The sequence below is a fragment of the Lysobacter sp. Soil_C_15 genome (assembly GCF_057657315.1).
In genome coordinates this window covers 166637-187889 of sequence record NZ_JBDGIR010000002.1, presented here as the reverse complement: position 1 = coordinate 187889, position 21253 = coordinate 166637, and the positions used below count along the sequence as shown (strand labels likewise).

Below are 21253 nucleotides of genomic sequence, written 5' to 3'. Positions count from 1 at the left end.
AGCGTCGCCGCTGGTCGCGCAATCACGCGGACCGACGGTCCACGACGGATCGTCCACTGCGATCGGGAGCCGGTTTATGAGAGTGTCCATGCTGTGCCGGGCGGCGCTGGCCGCCTTCGTGTTCGCCTGCAGCGCGGCGACGGCGTTTTCCGCCGAGAACCCCTGCCAAACCTGCTATGCGACCTACGACCGCTGCCAACGGCTCGGTCTGGAGAACTGCGAGGCCAGGCTCGACCTGTGCCTGCGCCGCAACAACTGTCCGTTGCAGTAAACGCCACCGTCGGTCCGCGTCCGGCGCGTCCGCGGCGACGTGCCTGCCGGTCGCGCCGTGCGCAGGACGACGCCATCGCAAGACTCACAAGGAAGGAGCCATCGCATGTCGTTTCGCAAGTTGTCGCTGACCGCCGTCGCCGCGCTCGTGTTCGCCGGTTCGGCGGTCGCCGCGACCCGCATCCCGGTTTCGCCGTGCCAGGTCTGCCGCGCCGCCTACCAGCAGTGCATGCTCGACCCGACCCTGGAATGCGAATCGGAATTCAGCCGCTGCCTGATCCAGGCCGGCTGTCCGCTCGAATAAGTCCGCCTCTTCCAACGCTCGATAGAGAGGGAGTTCGCCATGAAGCTACGCCGTGTGACTCTGGCCGCCGTCGCGGCCTTCGTATTCTCCAGCGCCGCGACCCTGAGCGCGGTCGCCGCCGATCCTTGCGACACCTGCTGGCAGCGCTACAACCGCTGCATCGAGGTCGGCTCCGACCCGGGCTATTGCGAATACCGGGTGACCCAGTGCCTGGCCGCGGCCGGTTGCCCGGCGCCGCCGTTCTGAGCGACGGGGATTGGCGATTCGGGATTGGTAGAGCGGGGCGGTCGATCCGGCTTGCCGGATCGAGCCCGGACATGAAAAGGCGGCCATTCGGCCGCCTTTTCTTCATGCGCTGCGATCAACCGATCGGCCGATCAGCGACGCCGGCGGTAGCGGTCGTAGGTTTCCTGGTCGATCTTGTCGACCGCGCCGACCGCGCAGGTGTCGCGCTGGGTCTTGACCACGCTGCCGCTCGGGCACAGGCGGTTGGCCTGCTGCTCGCTGGAGATCTCCATCTTGTTGGTGATGCTGAGGTCGGCGCAGGTCTGGCGGAAGCCCACCCGGTAGTAGTCGTCGGCGTTCTTGACCACGACGAACTGGGCGCCGGCGCGGGCGACTTGCGATTCGCTGCCCAGGTCGATGCAGGCATCGAGCTTCTGTTGCGCCGCATTGGCCGCGGTGGCGGACAGACAGAGCAGGCTGGTCAGGGCGATCTTGCGGAACAGCGACATGGGGGCATCCTCGGTTGTGCCGGCTCGTTATTGAGCTTGTGGCGAAGTTTGATCGAACACGACGCGGGCGAAATCTGGAGGAAGTCGCTATGACCTTCGTCACTGCATGACCTTCGGCCTAAACGTTTCGCCTGCTGCGTGCATCTGGGTTCCATTGATGCAGCGAGCGCGCGATCGGTTGCAGCGCTTGGCGGACTTGTTTAATCGGTTCGCGGCGGCCGCGCTCGCCGCTGCGACGAATCGCGGCGAGCGGGCGACGAAACCCGACCCTGCGCCGCCGGAGCCGGCGCGGCGGGCGGCATCATGCGCGCGATGTATGGCGCGATGTTTACCGCGGCGCGGCGGCAAGCGAAGTGTCGCTGCCGGCGTCGCACTCGCGCCGCCGAATGCGGTGCGCGACGGACGCGGCGATGGCGAGCGTGCGCTGTCGTTTCGCCGAACGCGCGGGGTGAGTTCGACCGGCCGCGGCCGCTCGCGGCTGGCCGCGGGTTCGGGGCGTCGTCGTCGCTTCCGGGCGATTCCGCCCTGCGGCGCGGCATCGGTTGCCATTCCATCGTCGCGCGGGCCACAAGCGCCCGTCGCCAAAGGCGGCGTTCGATACGAGGGGGGGGGCGTGGCAGGCCGGCGGGCCGGGCTGCGGAGACTGCGCTTGCGAACACCGCTGCGGTGGGTCGCGACTCGCGGTGCGAGGACATCGCGTGGGCAGTCGCTCCCGCGCCCGAAGGGCGGCTTCGGTCGGCGGCGTAGTTCGTGCAATCGCTGCCCGTTTCCTGCCGCGGTTGACGCCGCTCCGCGAGGGGGCAGTGGTCCGGGAGGAGGGCGCAAGCCGCGACCGCGGCGGCAGGGCGGATCGGCGGCCGTTGCGCCGCGCGCTGATCGATCGGGTACGAAAAAGGCGGCCCAGCGGCCGCCTTTTTCAATGACTTACCGCAATTACTTCATGCGGTAGGTAATGCGACCCTTGGTCAGGTCGTAAGGCGTCATCTCGACCTTGACCTTGTCGCCGGTCAGGATCCGGATGTAGTTCTTGCGCATGCGACCCGAGATATGGGCGATGATCTCGTGCCCGTTTTCGAGACGCACGCGGAACATGGTGTTCGGAAGGGTTTCCGCCACCGTGCCCTCGAATTCGATCACGTCGTCTTTTGCCATGTGTTTCCCGAAAGGATCGCTGCAGTCGCGAAGGGTGGGCGCCGAGCGCCCGCGAAGCCGCGCATTCTGCCACGCCGGAGCCGCGAGAGCAAAAATGCGTTAATCGCAGCGCCGGCCGCGACCGCTCCGGCCGGCGGCGGCCGCCCGCTCAGGCCCCCGCGCCGGGCGCCGCGCAGGCCGCATCGGCCAGCCGCGCTGCCGGCCACTGGCCGAAGCGCGCGCTCCAGGAACCGGGCGTCTCCTCGATCGCGCACAACTGCGCGACCTGTTGCAGGAACTGCGCCCGCGGCATGGATTCGGCGCCCAGGCCGAGCAGATGCGGGTTCTCGACCTGGCCGTCGATCAACGGCCAGCCCCATTCGTGCAGGCGCCGGGCCAGCGCGGCGAGGGCGACCTTGGAGCCGCCGCTGCGCGCGCTGAACATGCTTTCGCCGAAGAACATGCGCCCGATCGCGACCCCGTAGATGCCGCCGATCAGGGCCTGGCCGGCGTAGACCTCGACCGAATGGGCGTGGCCCAGCCGGTGCAGGCGCAGGTAGGCGGCCTCCATCTCGGCGGTGATCCAGGTTCCGTCCTGGCCGCGCCGCGGCGACCGCGCGCAGGCCGCGATCACCTGGGCGAAGGCGCTGTCGGCGCGCACCGTCCAGTCGCAGCGGCGCAGGCCGCGGCGGAACTTGCCGCCCAGGCGCACGCCGTCGGTGCGGAACACGGTGCGCGGGTCCGGGCACCACCACAGCAGCGGATAGCCGTCCGAGGGCCAGGGGAAGATGCCGTGGCGGTAGGCGTTGAGCAGCCGCTGCGGGCTCAGGTCGCCGCCGACCGCGAGCAGGCCGTCGGGCTCGTCCAGGGCGCGTTCGGCCGGCGGAAACGGCGCCAGCGGGTCGGGCGAGAGCAGGGCCGGCAGGCGCTTCACCGCGTCGGCTCCGCGCCGTCGGCGGCGCCGTCGACCTGCTTGAACGGCGAATGCGCGGCCAGGGTCGCGGCATAGCGGCGCACCGAGGCGGCCTCGTCGCGGCACCACTCGCGCAGGGCGCGGCCGAAGCCGGGGTGGGCCAGCCAGTGGCGGCTGCGCACCTCGGTCGGCAGGAAGCCGCGGGCGATCTTGTGCTCGCCCTGGGCGCCGGGCTCGAACCGGTGCAGCCCCTCGCGCAGGCAATAGTCGATGCCCTGGTAGTAGCAGGTCTCGAAATGCAGGCCGGGCAGGTTCAGCTCGGCGCCCCAGTAGCGTCCGTACAAGGTGTCGCCGCCGCGCAGGCACAGGGCGCCGGCGATCGCGGCGCCGTCGCGCTGGGCGAGGAAGATCACCAGCGCCTGCGGCAGCTCGCGCGCCAGGTGGCGCAGGAACTCCAGGGTCAGCGCCGGATGGTTGCCGTACTCGGCGAAGGTGTTGCGGTAGAAACGATGCATCGTCGCCAGGTCGTCGTCGCTGGCGCTGTGGCCGTCGACCACCCGGTAGCTCACCCCGGCGCGAGCGACCTTGGCCCGTTCCTGACGGATGTTCTTGCGGTGCTTGTGGTCGAACGCGGCGAGGAAGCCGTCGAAGTCGCGCCAGCGCCGGCCCTGCGCGTCGGCCGGGTTGTGCCAGTGGTACTGCACGTCGATGCGCTGCAGCCAGTCGCCGTCGCCGGCGAAGCTGGCGTCCTCGTCGTCGCGATGGAAGTTGACGTGCACCGAGGACAGGCCCTGGCGCTCGCACAACTGCGCCAGCGCGGCGGGCAGCAGGCGCCGGTCGGCCTCGTCGCGGGCCAGCAGGCGCGGTCCGGTGACCGGCGAGTACGGCACCGCCGCCAGCCACTTGGGAAAGTAGTCCAGCCCGTGCTGGGCGTAGGCCTGGGCCCAGGCGTGGTCGAACACGAATTCGCCGTGCGAATTCTGCTTCAGATAGGCCGGCACCGCCGCGACCAGTTCCTCGTCGCGCCACAGGGTCAGATGGTGCGGGGTCCAGCCCCAGTCCGGACGCAGGCAGCCGTGCCGCTCGAGCCCGTGCAGGAAGGCATGGGCGAGAAAGGGATTGCGGCCGTCGTGCAGCGCATCCCACTGCGCCGGCGCGATCGTCGCCAGCGAGTCGAGCAGGCGCGCGGTGGTGGCGCCGGCGGCGTTCATGGCGGCGCCGCCGCGCCGGCTCCGCGCGCGGGCGGACCGGATGGGGCGGCGAAACGGGCGGGAACGGCTGCGTCGCCGCCTTCGGTCCCGCCCATCGCTCAGGCGTCCTTGTCGAGGAACTTCTCGGCGTCCAGCGCGGCCATGCAGCCGAAGCCGGCCGAGGTGATCGCCTGGCGGTAGACCTGGTCGGCGACGTCGCCGGCGGCGAACACGCCCTCGACCGAGGTCTGGGTGGCGTTGCCGTCCAGGCCGGTCTGGATCACCAGATAGCCGTTCTTCATGTCCAACTGGCCGTCGAACAGCGAGGTGTTCGGGGTATGGCCGATGGCGACGAACAGGCCGTGGATGGCCAGTTCGCGGGTCGAGCCGTCCTGCACCGACTTGACCCGCACGCCGGTCACGCCGGCGTCGTTGCCGAGCACTTCGTCGACGGTGTGGTGCCACACCGGCTCGATCTTGCCGGCCTGGATCTTGGCCTGCAGCTTGTCCTGCATGATCTTCTCCGCGCGCAGGGTGTCGCGGCGGTGGACCAGATAGACCTTGCGGGCGATGTTGGACAGATACAGCGCTTCTTCGACCGCGGTGTTGCCGCCGCCGATCACCGCCACGTCCTGGTCCTTGTAGAAGAAGCCGTCGCAGGTCGCGCAGGCCGACACGCCGCGGCCCTTGTATTCCTCTTCCGAGGGCAGGCCGAGGTACTTGGCGGTGGCGCCGGTGGCCAGGATCAGCGCGTCGGCGGTGTAGTCGCCGTTGTCGCCCTTGAGCCGGAACGGGCGCTTGGACAGGTCGGCGGTGTGGATGTGGTCGAACACGACCTCGGTGTCGAAGCGTTCGGCATGGGCCTGCATGCGCGCCATCAGGTCCGGGCCCATCAGGCCGTGCGCGTCGCCGGGCCAGTTGTCGACCTCGGTGGTGGTCATCAGCTGGCCGCCCATCTGCAGGCCCGTGATCACCAGCGGCTTCAGGTTCGCGCGGGCGGCGTACACGGCGGCGGTCCAGCCGGCCGGGCCGGAACCGAGGATGACGACGCGGGAGTGCTTCGAAGGGGTCATGTATATAATCGCGGCAGTTGGGAGCGCGCTCTGCGCAAAAAGAAACTTCGTTACTCCGGCCATACGCCGGCGTGTTGAAGATTCCGGGGCAGGGCATAGCTTGGAGGCGCGGTCACGGCAAAACAAGGCGTACCGCGCGGACGCATCGTTGCGGCCCGCGCGAATCGCCCGATGCCGGATAACGCGCCGCCCGCAACCGGTGTATCCAGACGCCGCACGGACGCAGCATCGACGCACCGGACGGCCGGCCGCCCCCCCGACTCGCCTTCACGATCGGCCACCGCGATCCACAAGACCGTTGTTTAGCGCACCACCCACCACACACCGCTCGAACTAACTACAACAGGGCTTGGGGCGCCGCGCATGCGGCGTTTTTTCTGGGCCGCACTGGAGACTGCAATGCGTATCGGCGTACCGAAGGAAACCAAGACTCTCGAAGGGCGCGTCGCGCTCGTTCCCGCCGCCGCGGGCGACCTGGTCAAGCGTGGCCACGAGGTCTGGCTGGAAAAGGACGCGGGCATCAAAAGCGGCTTCAAGGACGAGGACTACACGCGCCTGGGCGTGAAGATCGCGCCGGACGCCGCCGCGCTGTACGAGAAGGGCGAGATGATCGTCAAGGTCAAGGAGCCGATCGCCGGCGACCTGCAGCATCTGCGCAAGGATCACCTGCTGTTCTGCTACCTGCACCTGGCCGCCGAGCCGGTGCTGACCAAGCAGCTGCTGGACATCGGCCTGACCGGCGTCGCCTTCGAGACCGTCGAGCTGCCCAACGGCGACCTGCCGCTGCTGGCGCCGATGTCGATCATCGCCGGCAAGATCGGCGTGCAGGTCGGTACCCACCTGCTGCACCAGCCGATGAGCGGCAAGGGCAAGCTGCTTGGCGGCCTGCCGTCGACCGAGCGCGGCAAGGTGGTGGTGTTCGGCGCCGGCCAGGCCGGCGGCGCGTCGGCGGCGCTGGCCGCGGCCGGCGGCTCCAACGTCACCGTGTTCGAAATGCGCCAGGACCGCATGGACCAGATGATGCGCCTGGGCAACAACGTCACCGCGCTGTACCCCTACGTCGACGTGGTCGCGCGCGAAGTGGCCTCGGCCGACCTGGTGATCGGCGCGGTGCTGGTCACCGGCGCCCGCGCCCCGCACGTGCTGACCCGCGAGATGCTCAAGGGCATGGAAGACGGCAGCGTGGTGGTCGACATCTCGATCGACCAGGGCGGCTGCTTCGAGACCTCGCGTCCGACCACCTGGAAGGAGCCGACCTACGTCGAAGAGGGCGTGACCCACTTCTGCGTGACCAATATGCCCGGCGCGGTGCCGCAGACCTCCTCGCAGGCGATCTGCGCGGCGATCCTGCCGTGGGTCAACAAGCTGGCGGCCGGCAACGAATGGCGCAACAACCCGGCCCTGGTGCGCGGCATCAACGTCGAGGGCGGCAAGCTGATCCATCCGGCGCTGCAGGGCATGGCGCTGTAAAGCCGGGATTCGGGACTCGGGACTCGGTTGAGGCCGGCCCGGGTTTCGGAGTGTGAGGAGAGAGGGGGAGGAACTGAGGAACGAGCGGGTTGGCCGCTCGGGCCGGTTCTTCCCTTTTTCGTTGGCCGGGCAGGGCGAGGCGCCCAGGCCCGGCGGCCTATCGTTGCTCACCCCTGCGCGCCCGTTCCTCGCTCCGGCCGTCTCAGCCGGCGGGACCGGATCCCGTAGGCTGATCCCCGTAGGCTGCTTTCAGGTGATACCGTTCAAAACCGGGGCCGGATCGGCCGAGGCCGCTGCCGCCGGGTCCTGGCCTCTTTGCACTTGTTTCCCGCTGTTTCCTGTATATTCAAAGACTAACGATAGCAACCTAAGGCAGCACATCACGGTGGCGTCCGCACCCACAGCCGCTCGCAAGAAGGCCAAGCCAACCGAAGAGGTCAAGAGCGCGCCGTCGCCGAAGCGGCAGCGCCTGATGCGCGATATCGCGCTGATCCTGATCGCGCCTTTGCTGCTGTATCTGCTGGCCAGCCTGCTGACGTTCTCGCCGCAGGATCCGGGCTGGTCGCATTCGGGTTCGATCACCGCGCCACTGCACAACCTCGGCGGCCGGGTCGGGGCCTGGATCGCCGACGTGCTGCTGTACCTGTGCGGCTACGTCGCCTTCCTGTTGCCGCTGATGCTCGGCGCGATCGCCTGGATCGCCCTGTTCGGCATGGACAGCGACGGCGACGGCGAGGCCGACCTCGGCCCGGCTTTGCGCCTGATCGGCATCGTCGGTTTCCTGGTTTCGGCCACCGGCCTGCTGCAACTGCGCTTCGGCCCGGCCGAAGACTTCTCCGCCGGCAGCGGCGGCATCCTCGGCCAGTTGGTCGGGCGCTCGCTGTACTCCGGCTTCGGCCCGGTCGGCGGCAACCTGTTCCTGCTCGCCCTGTTGCTGATTTCGGTGACCCTGGCCACCGGCATCTCCTGGTTCGCGGTGATGGACAAGATCGGCCAGTGGGTGATGGCCGCCGGCCCGAGCCTGAGCAAGCTGTTCCGCCGCGGCAGCCAGCAGGCGACCGAGTGGCGCCAGACCCAGGTCATGCGCGAGGAGCGCGAAGAGGCGCGCAAGGTCGATACCGAGCTGCGCGCCAAGCGCGAGAAGGTCAAGATCGAGCCGCCGCCGGCGCCGGTGGTGGAAAAGAGCGAGCGCGCCAAGCGCGAAACCCAGATTCCGCTGTTCCACACCAGCGACGGCAGCGGCGTGCCGCCGCTGGCCCTGCTCGACGATCCCAAGCCCCAGCCCAAGGGCTACAGCGAAGAGACACTGGAAACCGTATCGCGGCAGATCGAGTTCAAGCTCAAGGACTTCCGCATCGACGCCCAGGTGGTCGGCGCCTACCCGGGCCCGGTGATCACCCGTTTCGAAGTGCAGCCGGCGCCGGGGGTCAAGGTCAGCCAGATCTCCTCGCTGGACAAGGACATCGCCCGCGGCCTGTCGGTGAAGTCGGTGCGCGTGGTCGACGTGATCCCGGGCAAGTCGGTGATCGGCCTGGAAACGCCGAACACCTCGCGCGAGATGATCTTCCTGTCCGAGCTGCTGCGCTCGAAGGAATACGACAAGTCCGGCAGCCTGCTGACCCTGGCCCTGGGCAAGGACATCGCCGGCCGGCCGACGGTGGCCGACCTGGCGCGCATGCCGCACCTGCTGGTCGCCGGCACCACCGGTTCGGGCAAGTCGGTCGCGGTCAACGCGATGGTGCTGAGCCTGCTGTACAAGGCCTCCGCGAAGGACCTGCGGATGCTGATGATCGACCCGAAGATGCTCGAGCTGTCGGTCTACGAGGGCATTCCGCACCTGCTGGCGCCGGTCGTCACCGACATGAAGGAAGCCGCCAACGGCCTGCGCTGGTGCGTGGCCGAGATGGAGCGCCGCTACAAGCTGATGTCGGCGGTCGGGGTACGCAACCTGGCCGGCTTCAACAAGAAGGTCAAGGACGCGCAGGACGCCGGCCAGCCGCTGATGGACCCGCTGTTCAAGCCCAACGCCGAGCTCGGCGAGGCGCCGCGGCCGCTGGAGACGCTGCCGTTCATCGTCATCTTCATCGACGAATTCGCCGACATGATGATGATCGTCGGCAAGAAGGTCGAAGAGCTGATCGCGCGCCTGGCGCAGAAGGCGCGCGCGGCCGGCATCCACCTGATCCTGGCCACCCAGCGGCCCTCGGTCGACGTCATCACCGGCCTGATCAAGGCCAACATCCCGACCCGCATCGCCTTCCAGGTGTCGAGCAAGATCGACTCGCGCACCATCCTCGACCAGTCCGGCGCCGAGACCCTGCTCGGCCACGGCGACATGCTCTACCTGCCGCCGGGCACGGCCATGCCCGAGCGCGTGCACGGCGCCTTCGTCTCCGACGAGGAAGTGCATCGGGTGGTCGAGCACCTCAAGCAGATCGGCGGTGGCCCGGACTACATCGAGGGCGTGCTGGACGAGGTCCAGACCATGGGCGACGGCACCGTGGTCGGCGCGACCGGCCTGCCGGAAGCCAACAGCGGCGGCGGCGACGAGTCCGACCCGCTGTACGACGAGGCGGTGCGGATCGTCACCGAGACTCGCCGCGCCTCGATCTCCGGCGTGCAGCGCCGGCTCAAGATCGGCTACAACCGCGCCGCGCGCCTGATCGAGGCGATGGAAGCGGCCGGGGTGGTGTCGCCGCCGGAGCACAACGGCGACCGCAGCGTGCTGGCGCCGCCGCCGCCGAAGTAAGCGCGCAGCGGGCGAGGGCGACGCCGGTCTTTCGCGATCGCGCCGCTGGATTCCAAGCCGCTCGGTCGCGGCCGGACCGCTTCGGCCTTCGGTTCCAGCCGTCGGTCGCGGCCGTTCCAGCGCCGCAAAGCGAAGCGCCTGCCGTCCGCGGACGGCAGGCGCAGGCGCCTAGGCTGGGCGCATCGGCCGATTACTGGCAGCGACGGCGGGTGACCTCCAGCTCGCCGCTGAGGGTACCCCAGGTCGTGCGACGGCCGTCGCAGCTCCAATGGACGTAGCCGACCAACTGGCCGCTGGTGTTGTAGTACTCCTCGAACTGCTCCGAACCCAGCGGCGGCGCATTGGCGGCGCTGGTGCCGGCGACGAGGGTGCCGGCGATGACGAGGGCGGCGGCCAACAGGGCTTTCTTGCTCATAAAAACTCCTTGTGATGTTGGTTGGCCCCGACGGACGGGGGGCGGATACCGGCTTCGTGCCGGCAAGGCGCAACGTTCGCGACGCGCACGAACCAGGGCGGGCGATGCGGCAGCCCGTCGCGGAACCCGGGGGAGACTCGGCCGGTCGGCGCGAACGATACGACTGTCACAGACTGTAGCGGCTAGCGGGCATGGCAAAATGTGTTCTGAACCGCGGTTTGCTTGTCACGAGCCCGTTCAGACATCGCCACGCACACTGCCGCCATATCGTTTCCAGGAGTACGCCCGTGCCTGCCTTCCTTCGCCGCAACGCCGTCGCAGCCACGTTGTCCACGCTGCTGCTGTCCACCGCGATGTTCGCCGGCGCGGCGGTGGCCGGCGGGCGCGAGGACCTGGGCGTCTTCACCCGCGGGCTCAAGGGCCTGGACGGGCAGTTCGCGCAGAAGGTCTACGACCCCAACGGCAAGCTCAAGGAAAGCTCGACCGGCCAGGTCGCGCTGTCGGCGCCGCGGCTGTTCCGCTGGGAGTACGCCAAGCCCTATCCGCAGCTGATCGTCGCCGACGGCAAGAAGGTCTGGGTGTACGAACCGGACTTGCAGCAGGCCACGGTGCGTCCGCAAGGCGTCGAAGAGCAGAACAGCCCGCTGGCCGCGCTGATCGACCCGAGCAAGCTCGATGCCATGTTCGTGGTCAAGGAGGCCGGCCAAGCCGACGGCCTGAACTGGCTGTCGTTGCAGCCCAAGCAGCAGGAAGCCAGCTTCCGCAGCGCCAAGCTCGGCTTCGGCGGCGGCAGCCTGGCGAAGATGGAAATCGTCGACGCGCTGGGGCAGAAGACCGAGATCAGCTTCAGCGGCTGGAAGCGCAACCCCAGCTTCCCGGCCGGCACCTTCAAGTACGCGCCGGCCAAGGGCGTGGACGTGATCGGCGAAGGCTGAGCCTTCGCCGTGCGCGCCACGACCGCCGTGGCGCGCGCCTTATAGCGCTTTCTCGTAGCGGATCGTGGTCAGCCCGCTGTTCCATTCCGTGTCCGGATAGCGCGCGCTCTCGCGGTAGCCCAGGGCCAGGTACAGGGCCTGGCTGGCGCGGTTGAAGGTGTCGGTCTCCAGGCTCGCCTCGGTCAGGCCTTCGCCGCGCATCGCCGTTTCCAGGGCCCGCATCAGCGCCCGCGCCACGCCGCGGCGGCGGGCCTGCGCGCTGACGTGCAGCGAATCGACGAAAGCGCCGCTGCGGCCGGCGAAGCCGACCACGGCGCCGTCGAGTTCGGCGACCAGCAGTTGCGGCAGTTGCGCGTCGACATAGCGTTCGGCCACGCGCTCGCGCCGGTAGTCGGCGATCGCTTCGGCGGTGAGTTGCGGGCGCCAGGTGTCGGCGAAGGTTTCCGCCAGCAGGGCCAGTACCGCGGCGCGGTCGTCGGCGCGGGCGGGGCGGATCTGCGGCGCAGTGGAGATCGGTGCGGCGGACATCGGCGAGGAGCTGGCGAGAGGATCGGGTAGAGAGGATCGCGCCGAGAGGCGCGGGCGACGGACAGTGCGCATTGTCGGCGCCGCGCCGTGGACCGGCAATCCGCGCAGCGCAGCCCGCGCGTCGCAGCCCGCGCATCGAAGCCCGGTCCCGCCGCAAGCGCAGGCGGGCGCCGGCGTCGCCGAGGACCGCGGCGCGCCGATGTCGCGAAGCGTGACCAAGATCGGTTCGCGCTGCGCCGCGGGACGGGGTTTGCGGGCGGCGTCGCAACGCAGCGGGTCGTGCGTCGCCCGGTTTGCGGACCTTCGGCGCACTGCGGGCGGCGCAGCGCGGCCGCGCTCGCCCGCGCGATGCGGGCCGGCCTGGGCGGCGTGACATGATCGCCGCGCTTCGCCGCGGCGAAGCCGGCGCAGGCGCGACGCTGGCCGCATGCGCGCGCTCCCCACGCCAGCGCCCAGCCAGGAGCGCCACCGCATGAAGCGCCTCATCGAACGTCTATCGCTGTCGATCGTCTTGTCGCTGCCGGCCGTCGCCGCCGCTCAGTTCTACGAGAAGGACAACGGCGTCATCCGCGTCCGGCTCAACGAAAAAGTCCCGCCGCTCATCGGCCACTCGCCGATGATCACCAGCTTGTGGATCGCCGGCCGCCAGGCGGTGCCGAACGACAACGTCGGCGCCGGCTTCCAGATGACCACCCGCAGCCACCGGGGCAACGAGTACAACCCGACCCAGGGCGGCGATTGCACCGGCCGCCCCTCGCTGCTGACCGGCGTGATCCCGGACTGGAACGGCGCCCAGCTCGGCACGCCGGCCAGCCGCGGCATCCTGCTCGGCATCGACCCGTTGCTCTACGACGAGCCGGGCCTGTCCGGCACCTGCAGTGGCGGCAAGCCGAATCCAGCGCCCTACGACATGGCCTTCGGCGTCACCCTCGGCGACGGCATCGCCATGCCGCGCGAAGCGATGATCGTGGACATGTCGATCCGCAAGGATCACCCGGGTGCGGACCATCTGTTCAAGGCGTTGTCCGAACTGCCGGTCGCTTACGTCGACGCCGATTTCCTGCGTTACGCCTACTACAGCGTCGATGGCGCGCATTTCCAGCGCTTGAACGTCGATTCCAGCCACGATCTCAAGCAATGGCCCTGGAACGTCAACCACCATCGCAGCGGCCATGCCATCGCGCTGTGCGATCGCCCCGACATGGTCGAGCAGCCCAGCCAGGGCACCTGCATGGCGTTCTATTCGCACGAACCGACGCTGCTCACCGCCAGTCGCCGCCAGGGCGCGCCGTACGAACTGGGGTTGATGACGACGCTGGGCGACGACGACTTCGGGACCCAGATCGTCGACACCCAGTGGCATACCGCGCGCCGGCTGGTCGCGGTGGGGCACCTGACCAGCGTCGCGGCGGTGATCGCCTACGTCGAGCGGCATGTTCCGGCCTCGTCGTGGGGGCAGTGGTGATCGCGCGGTTCGGCTAAGCCGGAGTGCGCGGCGGAACGGGCGCGGCGATGCGGGCTTCGGCCCGCATCGCCCGTCGTTCGACGCCGCGCGTGGGCCGAGCGTGCCGAGGCTCAACCCGGCGCCTGCGCCGGGAACCAGTGCGCCCGCGCCAGCCAACCGGCCAGGAAGCGCTGCAACACCGGATGGGACTGGGCCAGTTGGCAGTAGTAGGCGATCCGGCCCGCGCGATAGCGCGCATAGAGCTCGGGTTGGTCGGCCTTGAGCAGGGCCGCCAGGGTCTGCGGACCGAAGCGGCCGTCGGCGCACAGCGGCGGGCCGAGCAACTGCTGCAGCAGGACGATCGCGTGGAAGCCGGCGTTGACGTAGAAGTCGAACACGATGTCGGCCAGGTACTGCAGCGCGATCGCGTCGCCGTGCAGCGGATCCCAGTACAGGGTCTTGTAGAGCGTGCCGGCCTGCGCCTGAGTGAGCGCGCGCAGGTCGTTCAGGGTCGGGGCGACGCCGAGCAGGGTCTGGGAATGCGCCTCGAACGTGCTCAGGGTGATGCCCATGTTGGTGGCGCCGCCCGGGTCGTAGGGGTTGTCGACATAGCCGCCTTCGAAACGCAGCAGCTGCGGGAGGTAGGTCTGGAAGTAGGCCATGGAGGCTGCCGGTTGCGCCGCGGGCGGATACCGGTGACAACGCAGGAGCCATGGGCTTGTGACCGCGTCCGCGCCGCGGGCCTGGGCGAGGGCGGCCGCGGTGCGGGTCGGGATTTGCGAAATCGAGCCGGATCAACGTCTTGCGCGCGATGCCGATCCGGCGGCGGCGCTAACTTGCTATCGTGTCGGCCGATACGACACCGGATCCGTCCTGGCCCGTGGCCCGCCGCAACCCCGCTTCCTCCGAGGACCAACGCGACCTGCTCAGCGTCGATCGCGACGGCCTGCGTCCGCTGGCCGAGCGCATGCGCCCGCGCAGCCTGGACGAGATGGTCGGCCAGCGCCGCCTGCTGGCGCCGGGCTCGGCGTTGCGCCGCGCGGTCGAGTCCGGGCGGGTCCATTCGATGATCCTGTGGGGCCCGCCGGGCTGCGGCAAGACCACCCTGGCCCTGCTGTTGGCGCGTTACGCCGACGCCGAGTTCCGCGCCATCTCGGCGGTGCTGTCGGGCCTGCCCGAAGTGCGCCAGGTGCTGGCCGAGGCCGCGCACCGTTTCGCCGAAGGCCGGCGCACGGTGCTGTTCGTCGACGAGGTGCACCGCTTCAACAAGACCCAGCAGGATGCGTTCCTGCCGCACATCGAGCGCGGCACGATCATCTTCGTCGGCGCGACCACCGAAAATCCTTCGTTCGAACTCAACTCGGCGTTGCTGTCGCGCTGCCGGGTGCACGTGATGGAGGCGGTGTCGCCGGAGGACGTGCGCGCGGCCCTGCGCCGGGCCCTGGACGACCCCGAACGCGGCCTCGGCGCGCAGCCGGTCCGGGTCGAGGACGAATTGCTGCTGCAGATCGCCACCGCCGCCGACGGCGACGTGCGCCGCGCCCTGACCCTGCTCGAGATCGCCGCCGAGCTGGCCCAGGACGAGGGCGGCGCGATCACCGCCGCGACCCTGGCCCAGGTGCTGGCCGACCGCACCCGCCGCTTCGACAAGGGCGGCGAGCAGTTCTACGACCAAATCTCGGCGCTGCACAAATCGGTGCGTAGCTCCAACCCCGACGCCGCCCTGTACTGGTTCGCGCGCATGATCGACGGCGGCTGCGACCCGCATTACCTGGCCCGGCGCCTGACCCGGATGGCGGTCGAAGACATCGGCCTGGCCGACCCGCGCGCGCTGCAGATGGCGGTCGACGCCTGGGACACCTACGACCGCCTGGGCAGCCCGGAAGGCGACCTGGCCCTGGCCCAGGTGGTGATCTACCTGGCCAGCACCGCCAAATCCAATGCCGGCTACGCGGCCTACAACCAGGCCCGGCGCGATGTCGCCGAGCACGGCACCCAGGACGTGCCGCTGCACCTGCGCAACGCGCCGACCAAGCTGATGAAGCAACTGGGCTATGCGCAGGGCTACCAGTACGACCACGACGCCGAGGGCGGCATCGCCCTGGACCAGACCGGCTTCCCGGAGGCGATGGGCGAACAGGTCTATTACCGGCCGGTGGCGCGCGGGTTGGAGATCAAGCTGGGCGAGAAACTCGAGCGCCTGCGCCGCCTGCGCGCGCAGGCGCGCGGCGAGGCGCCGGCGGAGTTCGGCGAGGCAGGCTCGGGCGAGGCAGGCTCGGGCGAGGCAGGCTCGGGCGAGGCAGGCTCGGGCGAGGCAGGCTCGGGCGAGGCGGGCCCGGGCGAGGGCGGCGCGGACGGGGCCGGTTAGGGGCTATCCTGCGCGTCTTGCAGCTGCGGCCAGGCCGCGCAGATGCCGGCGAGGCCGACCGGGAGACGGCGATCCATGTGGAGTTCCTTCATTGCCATCGGCCTGGGCGCGGCGCTCGGCGCCTGGGCGCGCTGGGGCCTGAGCCTGTGGCTCAATCCGCTGCACGCGCAGCTGCCGCTGGGCACCCTGGCGGCCAATCTGATCGGCGGCTACGGCATCGGCCTGGCCTTGGCCTGGTTCGTCCAGCACCCGGCGCTGGCGCCGGAATGGCGGCTGTTCGCGATCACCGGCCTGCTCGGCGGCCTGACCACCTTCTCGACCTTTTCCGGCGAGGTCGTGCACCTGCTCGAGCGCCAGCAGTTCGGCTGGGCCCTGGGCACGGCGGCGCTGCACCTGCTCGGCTCGCTGGCGATGACCGCCGCCGGCTTGGCCAGCGTGCGGGCCTGGGCGCGGCTGGGCTGAATCCGCTCGCCGGACGCGCCGGGCCGGTTACTACTCCGGCGGCGGCACGATCGGCCGCCGCGACATCCGCAGGACCTCGTCGCTGGGCGCCGAGGACTTGTTGGCCAGCACCTGCTGCAACGACTCGACCTCGGCCCAGACCATGTGCTGCAGGGCCTGCAGCAGGGTGGTGCCGGCGCTGGACAGGGCCAGCCGGCCGTCCTGGCTCAGCGCCAGTCCGTCCTCGATCAGGGCGTGTTTCATATGGCTGGTTTCCGGTTGCACGCCGCGCTGCAGCCCGACCAGGACGCTCAACAGAGCGTGTTCTCGCAACGACACTTTGAACAAAGCCTTTCCCCTCTTCCCGGCACGTCCGTCTTGTGTGCCGGCGATCACGATATGGGAGGCGATGTGATGACAGCTTTGACTGGCACGCATGCAGGCGAAAATTGGCATCGCGGCGGGGCGGGCGTATGGCCGCCCGGCCGGCGCCGTTGTCAATGTCGGCCCGATGGCGCATCTTCGCCGCACCCGCCGCGCCGGCGGGCATTTCACTGGACTCCGGATTTCCATGCTGATCTACGACCGCGTCGTTCCGCTGAACCGCAATACCCATCGGCACCTGCGCATCAATGCGCAGTTGCACAACGCCCGCTTCGCCGCTTCGCTCAATTCGGTGCCGCTGGCGGCGATCGAATTCCTGCCCGCCGCCTCGGAGTACGCGATCGTGTTCGCCCGGCTCGACAACGGCGACTACCTGCCGGCGATCATGGTCGGGCTGAAGCCGCAGCAGAACCTGTACGTCGACGCCGAGTCGCACTGGCGCCGCGGCTACGTGCCGGCGTTCCTGCGCCAGTACCCGTTCGTGCTGGCCGAGGACCGCGAAACCGGCAACCTCACCGTGTGCGTCGACATGGCCTACGACGGCCTGTCGGAAGAGGAGGGCGAAGCGCTGTTCGACGATGCCGGCGAAGACACGCCCAACCTGACCCGGGCGCTGGGCTTCCTGACCGAGTTCCACCACGAACTCAAACGCACCGCCGCCTTCACCGAGCGGCTCAAGGCGCTGGACCTGCTCGAGCAGCAGGTGGTGCGCTTCGGTCGCGAAGGCGAGGCCCCGCACGAGATCAACGGCGTCCACGTGATATCCGAAGAGCGCCTGCACAAGCTCGACGACGCTACCCTGGCCGAACTGGTGCGCACCGGCGCGATGCGCCTGATCCACACCCACCTGGTGTCGATGCGCAACCTGGAGCGCCTGTCGGCGCTGGCGCAGGAAGCGGCCGAGCAGACCGACGTGCCGCAGGGCGCGCCCAACTGAGGTCGCTGGCCGGCTCGGGCGTTCGGGTCGGCCGTTGCGCTGCGCGGCGGCCGGCGTTCCTGGGCGAGCGCTTGCCTCCGCCGCTGCGACGCCGTCCCCGCGCCGGCGTCGCTCGATAAGGAAAACCCGATGGTCGATATCTCGCACGAGAGTCCGCAGGCGACCGAGCGCCGCCTGCTCGAGGTGACCCGGCGCGCCCGGCTGGCCGTCTATCCAGGCAGCTACGCCTATCTCGAATTCGGCTTGGCGGATTTTCCGGCCGCGGTCCGCGCCGACGCCCTGGCCCTGGTCCGCGACGATGCGGTCTGGAGCCAGCTGGTGCCCTGCGACGATCCGGGCCGGGAGTTGTTCGCGCTGTTCCGCTTCCACTTCCCGGCCGGCGCCGACAACAGCGGTTTCGTCGGCTGGCTGGCCTCGCGCCTCAAGCAGCGCTTCGGCACCGGTGTGTTCGTGGTCTGCGGGTACCACCGCGACGACGGCGGGATCTACGACTACTGGGGCGTGCCGGCGGCGTTGGCCGACGAGGTCGCGCGCGAACTGGCGTCGTTAACGGCAGAGTGAGACAACGCCTTCGCCAATGATTCGATGCGCAGCCACGACCACGTCAGCGGTCCTCGACTGCAATACCGCGGCACTCAGCCACAATCAAGAATCGGTATCGTCTCGCAGGCCATTTCCCCGCCGACTCGAGTACACGCTGTCATCGTCGTCGACCTACAGTTCGCGTATGGGTCCGTGCCCCAACTGCCGCCGTCGCTGCCGCTGCTTCCACCCCCGCCAGGAGTTGCGTTCGGCGTAGCTGGAGAACCGCCGAACAGATCCAGGCTGGCGCTTCTGGTGTAGACGGCGCAATAAGAAGGATTGCAAACCTGAAAAGTATCCCCGGGTATTTTTGCGTAATTGGGGAGATTGTTTAGATAATAGTCGTCCATCGACCTGATGTAGGCCAATGTGCCGGGGTCCGGATCCGGTGCGCGCAATGTGCAAGAGTCGTTACAACTGAACGGGCCGTAGGCGGCAGGCTGCCTGGTGTAAACATCGCCGGCGTAAATTACCCCCGAAGCCAACGCAAGCCCGGCCACGCCTATAATCGGCTTTCGCATACTATTCTCCTTTGCGGGAACAACACTCCGTATAGATCTGCTTTGCCAGCGCTTCGCTGGCTGCCGCTCGGCTTTGCGGTACGTCCGCGCGCCTGGACTCAAGCAGGCTCGGCGGAATCAAGCCGGGCCTCGCTAGGTCGATCGCGCGGTAGTAGGCGTACGAGCGGACTGCATCCTTGGGGCCGATGCCTCCGCCGCTGTACACCCCGGCGAGTTGCATCATCGCGCTGATGTTGCCCTGGGCCGAAAGCCGGGTGAGATAGTTCATGGCGGTGGCCCTGTACCGCTTGACTGCGTCGGGGTCGTTCAACATCTCGGCCGAATCCCCCAGGACGGCATCGGTGTCGATCGAGTAGATCAGTTGTGCTCGTGCGTCACCCATGGCCGCAGCCCGCTCCAGCCACTGGCCACGGGTGCGCACGGCCTCGCCTGCGGAAGCGCATTCGCGGCGCTTCTGCGCTTGCTGCGCCGCCAGGGATCCAATCGGTACCCCCGAATCCAACAAGGTCTGGTTGCGAACGGCTTCTGCGCGAAGATTGGCCAGGTTCTGCGGCTTGCACGAATCGAGCTTCATGTAGATGGACAGCGCGGCGCGCGTGTCGCCGGACTCTGCCAGCGGGGCGAGCCGAGCTATCACGTCGGAAGCGTCGCCGGACGGAACCGGGATGCTTTCCTCGTCCGGGAATGTTTGCCTTTCGGGCGGCGATGGATTAGGTCGCTGCGACGGCCGTGCGGAAAGCGAGGGGGCACCGGATGGTTTCGACAAGCCAGCGTTGGGCTCGGAAGAGGGTCTGATGGCTAAGCGTGAGTTCCAACCACCGTAGTACCACCATCCGCAGAGCATGGCGGCGCCGACGACCGCAATTGCGATGAGCGTTTCCTTGCGCATGCCATCCTCCGTAGCTGGATCCTAGATAACCGCATCGGGCGATTGCAATGTGGTTCGCGCAGCACAAATGTCCCGCGGTTGTTCCTGCGCTGGCCGCTGCGATCAGGGCCTGGAAGGCCGTCCTCAGCGCTGCGCCGCCTCGCGCAGCCGCTCGCGCCGGTACATGATCGCGCCGGCGACGCTGACGCCGAACGCGACCAGGGCGACGATGATGGTGGTCAGGGCGTTGATCTCCGGGGTCACCCCGAGCTTGACCTTCGAGTACACCAGCATCGGCAGGGTGGTCGAGCCGGGGCCGGAGGTGAAGCTGGCGATCACCAGGTCGTCCAGCGACAGGGTGAAGGCGAGCAGCCAGCCGGCCAGCAGCGCCGGCGCGATCAGCGGCAAGGTGATGACGAAGAACACCCGCCAGGGCTTGGCGCCCAGGTCCATCGCCGCTTCCTCCAGGCTGGCGTCGAGCGAGGTCATGCGCGAGCGCACCACCACGGTGACGTAGCAGGCGGTGAGGGTGATGTGGGCCAGGGTGATCGTGGTCATGCCGCGCTCGGGCCAGCCGAACCACTGCTGCAGGCCGACGAACAGCAGCAGCGAGGACAGGCCCAGCATCACGTCCGGCATCACCATCGGCGCCGAGTTCAACAGGCTCAGCGCGCCGCGGCCGGGGAAACGGCCGAAGCGCGACAGGGCCAGGCCGCTGGCGGTGCCCAGCGCGACCGCCGCGGTGGCCGAGATCGCGGCGATGGTCAGGCTGCGCTGGACCGCGTCGAGGATCTGCTCGTTGCGCAACAGCTCGCCGTACCAGCGCAGCGAGAAGCCGCCCCAGGTGGTGGCGCGGTCGGAACCGCTGAACGAGTACACGATCACCGAGACGATCGGCAGGTAGAGGAAGGCGTAGCCCAGCGCCATCATCGTGTACAGGGCGAACGGGGTGCGCTTCATCGGCCGTCCTCGCGCGCCGCGCGGCGGTTCTCGACGTATTCGAACAGCAGGGTCGGCAGCACGATCAGCAGCAGCATGGCGATCGCGATCGCCGCCGCCAGCGGCCAGTCGCGGTTGGTGAAGAACTCGGTCCACAACACCCGGCCGATGGTCAGCGCGTCGGGGCCGCCGAGCACGTCGGGAATCACGAACTCGCCGACCGAGGGAATGAACACCAGCAAGGTGCCGGCGAGCATGCCGGGGAAGGACAGCGGCAGGGTGATCCGGACGAAGGCCTGCCAGGGCTTGGCGCCGAGGTCGGCGGCGGCTTCGAGCAGGGTGAAGTCGAGCCGGATCAGGGTCGCCGCCAGCGGCAGGATCATGAACGGCAGGTAGTTGTAGGTGATGCCCAAATACACCGCCAGATCGGTGTGCAGCACCGCCGTGCCGGGCTCGATCAGGCCCAGCTTGGACAGCGCCTGGCTGACCACGCCGTTGGCGCGCAGCAGGCCGATCATGGCGTAGGTGCGCAGCAGCGAACTGGTCCAGAACGGCAGGATCACCAGCACCAGCAGCAACAACCGCCAGACCTTGGGCGCACGGGCGATGCCGTAGGCGATCGGATAGCCGATCAGCAGGCAGCACAGGGTCGAGACGCTGGCGAACAACAGCGACTTCAGATAGGCGTTGACGTACAGCGGGTCGGCGATCAGCGCGGCGTAATTGGATGCGTGCAGTTGCAGCGACACCGCGCCGTCGGCGCCGGTCTGGAGCAGCGGCGTGTACGGCGGCACCTGGCCGAACAGGGCCTGGGCGAAGCTCAGCTTGAGCACGATCGCGAACGGCACCAGGAAGAACAGCGCCAGCCACAGCATCGGCACGGCGGTCACCAGCAAGCGGCCGCGGCGGCTGCGGAACTCGCTGCCTACGGCGCGGAACCAACCGAAGAGATTGTCAACGACATCCCCCCAGAAACCCCAAGCCCCCAAGCCGCGCTTTCCCTCCATCCCGCTCACCGTACACCCCCCGTCGCCGAGCCGTGCTCCGCCCCGGCGCC

General features: G+C 69.0%; 23 protein-coding genes. 11 read left to right on the top strand and 12 right to left on the bottom strand.

What is annotated here, in order from left to right:
* Positions 1 to 76: 76 nt before the first annotated feature.
* The 3 genes from AC3A57_RS04875 (at position 77) to AC3A57_RS04865 (ending at position 820) form a co-directional block, all read left to right on the top strand.
* On the top strand, positions 77 to 271 hold the full coding sequence (locus tag AC3A57_RS04875; protein ID WP_487577867.1) for a hypothetical protein: 195 nt from the start codon (positions 77 to 79) through the stop codon (positions 269 to 271).
* A 105-nt stretch (positions 272 to 376) separates the two neighbouring features.
* Entirely contained in the window at positions 377 to 574 is a 198-nt protein-coding gene (locus AC3A57_RS04870; protein ID WP_487577866.1) for a hypothetical protein, read from the top strand.
* 39 nt (positions 575 to 613) lie between these two features.
* The gene (locus tag AC3A57_RS04865) at positions 614 to 820 is read left to right on the top strand and encodes a hypothetical protein (protein WP_221672614.1); all 207 of its coding nucleotides are present in this window, start codon (positions 614 to 616) and stop codon (positions 818 to 820) included.
* Between the two features lie 131 nt (positions 821 to 951).
* Here the strand turns inward: AC3A57_RS04865 and AC3A57_RS04860 are convergent, their stop codons facing one another.
* From AC3A57_RS04860 to trxB, 5 genes are all read right to left on the bottom strand, one after another.
* On the bottom strand, positions 952 to 1308 hold the full coding sequence (locus AC3A57_RS04860) for a hypothetical protein (protein ID WP_487577865.1): 357 nt from the start codon (positions 1306 to 1308) through the stop codon (positions 952 to 954).
* A gap of 933 nt (positions 1309 to 2241) precedes the next feature.
* Positions 2242 to 2460: a translation initiation factor IF-1 gene (gene infA, locus AC3A57_RS04855; RefSeq protein ID WP_031372296.1), complete on the bottom strand. Its 219-nt coding sequence runs from the start codon at positions 2458 to 2460 to the stop codon at positions 2242 to 2244.
* A 148-nt stretch (positions 2461 to 2608) separates the two neighbouring features.
* Complete coding sequence (gene aat / locus AC3A57_RS04850; RefSeq protein WP_487577864.1) at positions 2609 to 3373, bottom strand: leucyl/phenylalanyl-tRNA--protein transferase; 765 nt, start codon at positions 3371 to 3373, stop codon at positions 2609 to 2611.
* Positions 3370 to 4563, bottom strand: a complete 1194-nt coding sequence (locus AC3A57_RS04845; RefSeq protein ID WP_487577863.1) for a GNAT family N-acetyltransferase — start codon at positions 4561 to 4563, stop codon at positions 3370 to 3372. The genes aat and AC3A57_RS04845 overlap by 4 nt, the downstream gene beginning before the upstream one ends.
* Positions 4564 to 4661: 98 nt before the next feature.
* On the bottom strand, positions 4662 to 5615 hold the full coding sequence (gene trxB / locus AC3A57_RS04840) for a thioredoxin-disulfide reductase (protein ID WP_487577862.1): 954 nt from the start codon (positions 5613 to 5615) through the stop codon (positions 4662 to 4664).
* Between the two features lie 399 nt (positions 5616 to 6014).
* On the opposite strand from trxB, the gene AC3A57_RS04835 reads away from it, so the two are divergent.
* Positions 6015 to 7085 carry an alanine dehydrogenase gene (locus tag AC3A57_RS04835; RefSeq protein ID WP_221672620.1) on the top strand — a complete coding sequence of 357 codons (1071 nt, stop codon included), beginning with the start codon at positions 6015 to 6017 and terminating at the stop codon, positions 7083 to 7085.
* 385 nt (positions 7086 to 7470) lie between these two features.
* Positions 7471 to 9834 carry a DNA translocase FtsK gene (locus AC3A57_RS04830; RefSeq protein ID WP_487577861.1) on the top strand — a complete coding sequence of 788 codons (2364 nt, stop codon included), beginning with the start codon at positions 7471 to 7473 and terminating at the stop codon, positions 9832 to 9834.
* A gap of 190 nt (positions 9835 to 10024) precedes the next feature.
* Here AC3A57_RS04830 and AC3A57_RS04825 read toward each other — a convergent pair whose 3' ends face one another.
* On the bottom strand, positions 10025 to 10249 hold the full coding sequence (locus AC3A57_RS04825) for a DUF6289 family protein (RefSeq protein WP_221672622.1): 225 nt from the start codon (positions 10247 to 10249) through the stop codon (positions 10025 to 10027).
* 287 nt (positions 10250 to 10536) lie between these two features.
* On the opposite strand from AC3A57_RS04825, the gene lolA reads away from it, so the two are divergent.
* A complete protein-coding gene (lolA, locus tag AC3A57_RS04820) occupies positions 10537 to 11184 on the top strand; it encodes an outer membrane lipoprotein periplasmic chaperone LolA (protein ID WP_487577860.1) in 648 nt (215 codons plus the stop codon).
* 39 nt (positions 11185 to 11223) lie between these two features.
* Here lolA and AC3A57_RS04815 read toward each other — a convergent pair whose 3' ends face one another.
* Positions 11224 to 11712 carry an N-acetyltransferase family protein gene (locus AC3A57_RS04815; protein WP_487577859.1) on the bottom strand — a complete coding sequence of 163 codons (489 nt, stop codon included), beginning with the start codon at positions 11710 to 11712 and terminating at the stop codon, positions 11224 to 11226.
* Positions 11713 to 12184: 472 nt separating this feature from the next.
* Here AC3A57_RS04815 and AC3A57_RS04810 point away from each other — a divergent pair, with 472 nt between their 5' ends.
* The gene (locus AC3A57_RS04810; RefSeq protein ID WP_487577858.1) at positions 12185 to 13177 is read left to right on the top strand and encodes a hypothetical protein; all 993 of its coding nucleotides are present in this window, start codon (positions 12185 to 12187) and stop codon (positions 13175 to 13177) included.
* Positions 13178 to 13287: 110 nt separating this feature from the next.
* Here AC3A57_RS04810 and AC3A57_RS04805 read toward each other — a convergent pair whose 3' ends face one another.
* A complete protein-coding gene (locus AC3A57_RS04805) occupies positions 13288 to 13818 on the bottom strand; it encodes a glycoside hydrolase family 108 protein (RefSeq protein ID WP_487577857.1) in 531 nt (176 codons plus the stop codon).
* Positions 13819 to 14123: 305 nt separating this feature from the next.
* Between AC3A57_RS04805 and AC3A57_RS04800 the strand changes: the two genes are divergently transcribed.
* Both AC3A57_RS04800 and crcB read left to right on the top strand, forming a co-directional pair.
* Positions 14124 to 15524 (top strand): replication-associated recombination protein A, encoded by a 1401-nt coding sequence (locus AC3A57_RS04800; protein ID WP_487578397.1) that lies wholly within the window; start codon positions 14124 to 14126, stop codon positions 15522 to 15524.
* Between the two features lie 75 nt (positions 15525 to 15599).
* Positions 15600 to 15986, top strand: coding sequence for a fluoride efflux transporter CrcB (crcB, locus tag AC3A57_RS04795; protein ID WP_487577856.1), 387 nt, complete (start codon positions 15600 to 15602; stop codon positions 15984 to 15986).
* A 30-nt stretch (positions 15987 to 16016) separates the two neighbouring features.
* On the opposite strand, the gene AC3A57_RS04790 is transcribed toward crcB, so the two are convergent.
* Positions 16017 to 16280, bottom strand: coding sequence for a hypothetical protein (locus AC3A57_RS04790; RefSeq protein ID WP_487577855.1), 264 nt, complete (start codon positions 16278 to 16280; stop codon positions 16017 to 16019).
* Positions 16281 to 16536: 256 nt separating this feature from the next.
* Between AC3A57_RS04790 and AC3A57_RS04785 the strand changes: the two genes are divergently transcribed.
* Together AC3A57_RS04785 and AC3A57_RS04780 are read left to right on the top strand one after the other, a co-directional pair.
* Positions 16537 to 17286 carry a SapC family protein gene (locus tag AC3A57_RS04785; RefSeq protein WP_487577854.1) on the top strand — a complete coding sequence of 250 codons (750 nt, stop codon included), beginning with the start codon at positions 16537 to 16539 and terminating at the stop codon, positions 17284 to 17286.
* Between the two features lie 129 nt (positions 17287 to 17415).
* The gene (locus tag AC3A57_RS04780; RefSeq protein WP_487577853.1) at positions 17416 to 17847 is read left to right on the top strand and encodes a DUF6196 family protein; all 432 of its coding nucleotides are present in this window, start codon (positions 17416 to 17418) and stop codon (positions 17845 to 17847) included.
* 543 nt (positions 17848 to 18390) lie between these two features.
* On the opposite strand, the gene AC3A57_RS04775 is transcribed toward AC3A57_RS04780, so the two are convergent.
* From AC3A57_RS04775 to AC3A57_RS04765, 3 genes are all read right to left on the bottom strand, one after another.
* A complete protein-coding gene (locus AC3A57_RS04775) occupies positions 18391 to 19278 on the bottom strand; it encodes a hypothetical protein (RefSeq protein ID WP_487577852.1) in 888 nt (295 codons plus the stop codon).
* Positions 19279 to 19401: 123 nt separating this feature from the next.
* Complete coding sequence (locus tag AC3A57_RS04770) at positions 19402 to 20217, bottom strand: ABC transporter permease subunit (RefSeq protein ID WP_487577851.1); 816 nt, start codon at positions 20215 to 20217, stop codon at positions 19402 to 19404.
* A complete protein-coding gene (locus tag AC3A57_RS04765; RefSeq protein WP_487578396.1) occupies positions 20214 to 21071 on the bottom strand; it encodes an ABC transporter permease subunit in 858 nt (285 codons plus the stop codon). The genes AC3A57_RS04770 and AC3A57_RS04765 overlap by 4 nt, the downstream gene beginning before the upstream one ends.
* Positions 21072 to 21253: the final 182 nt, after the last annotated feature.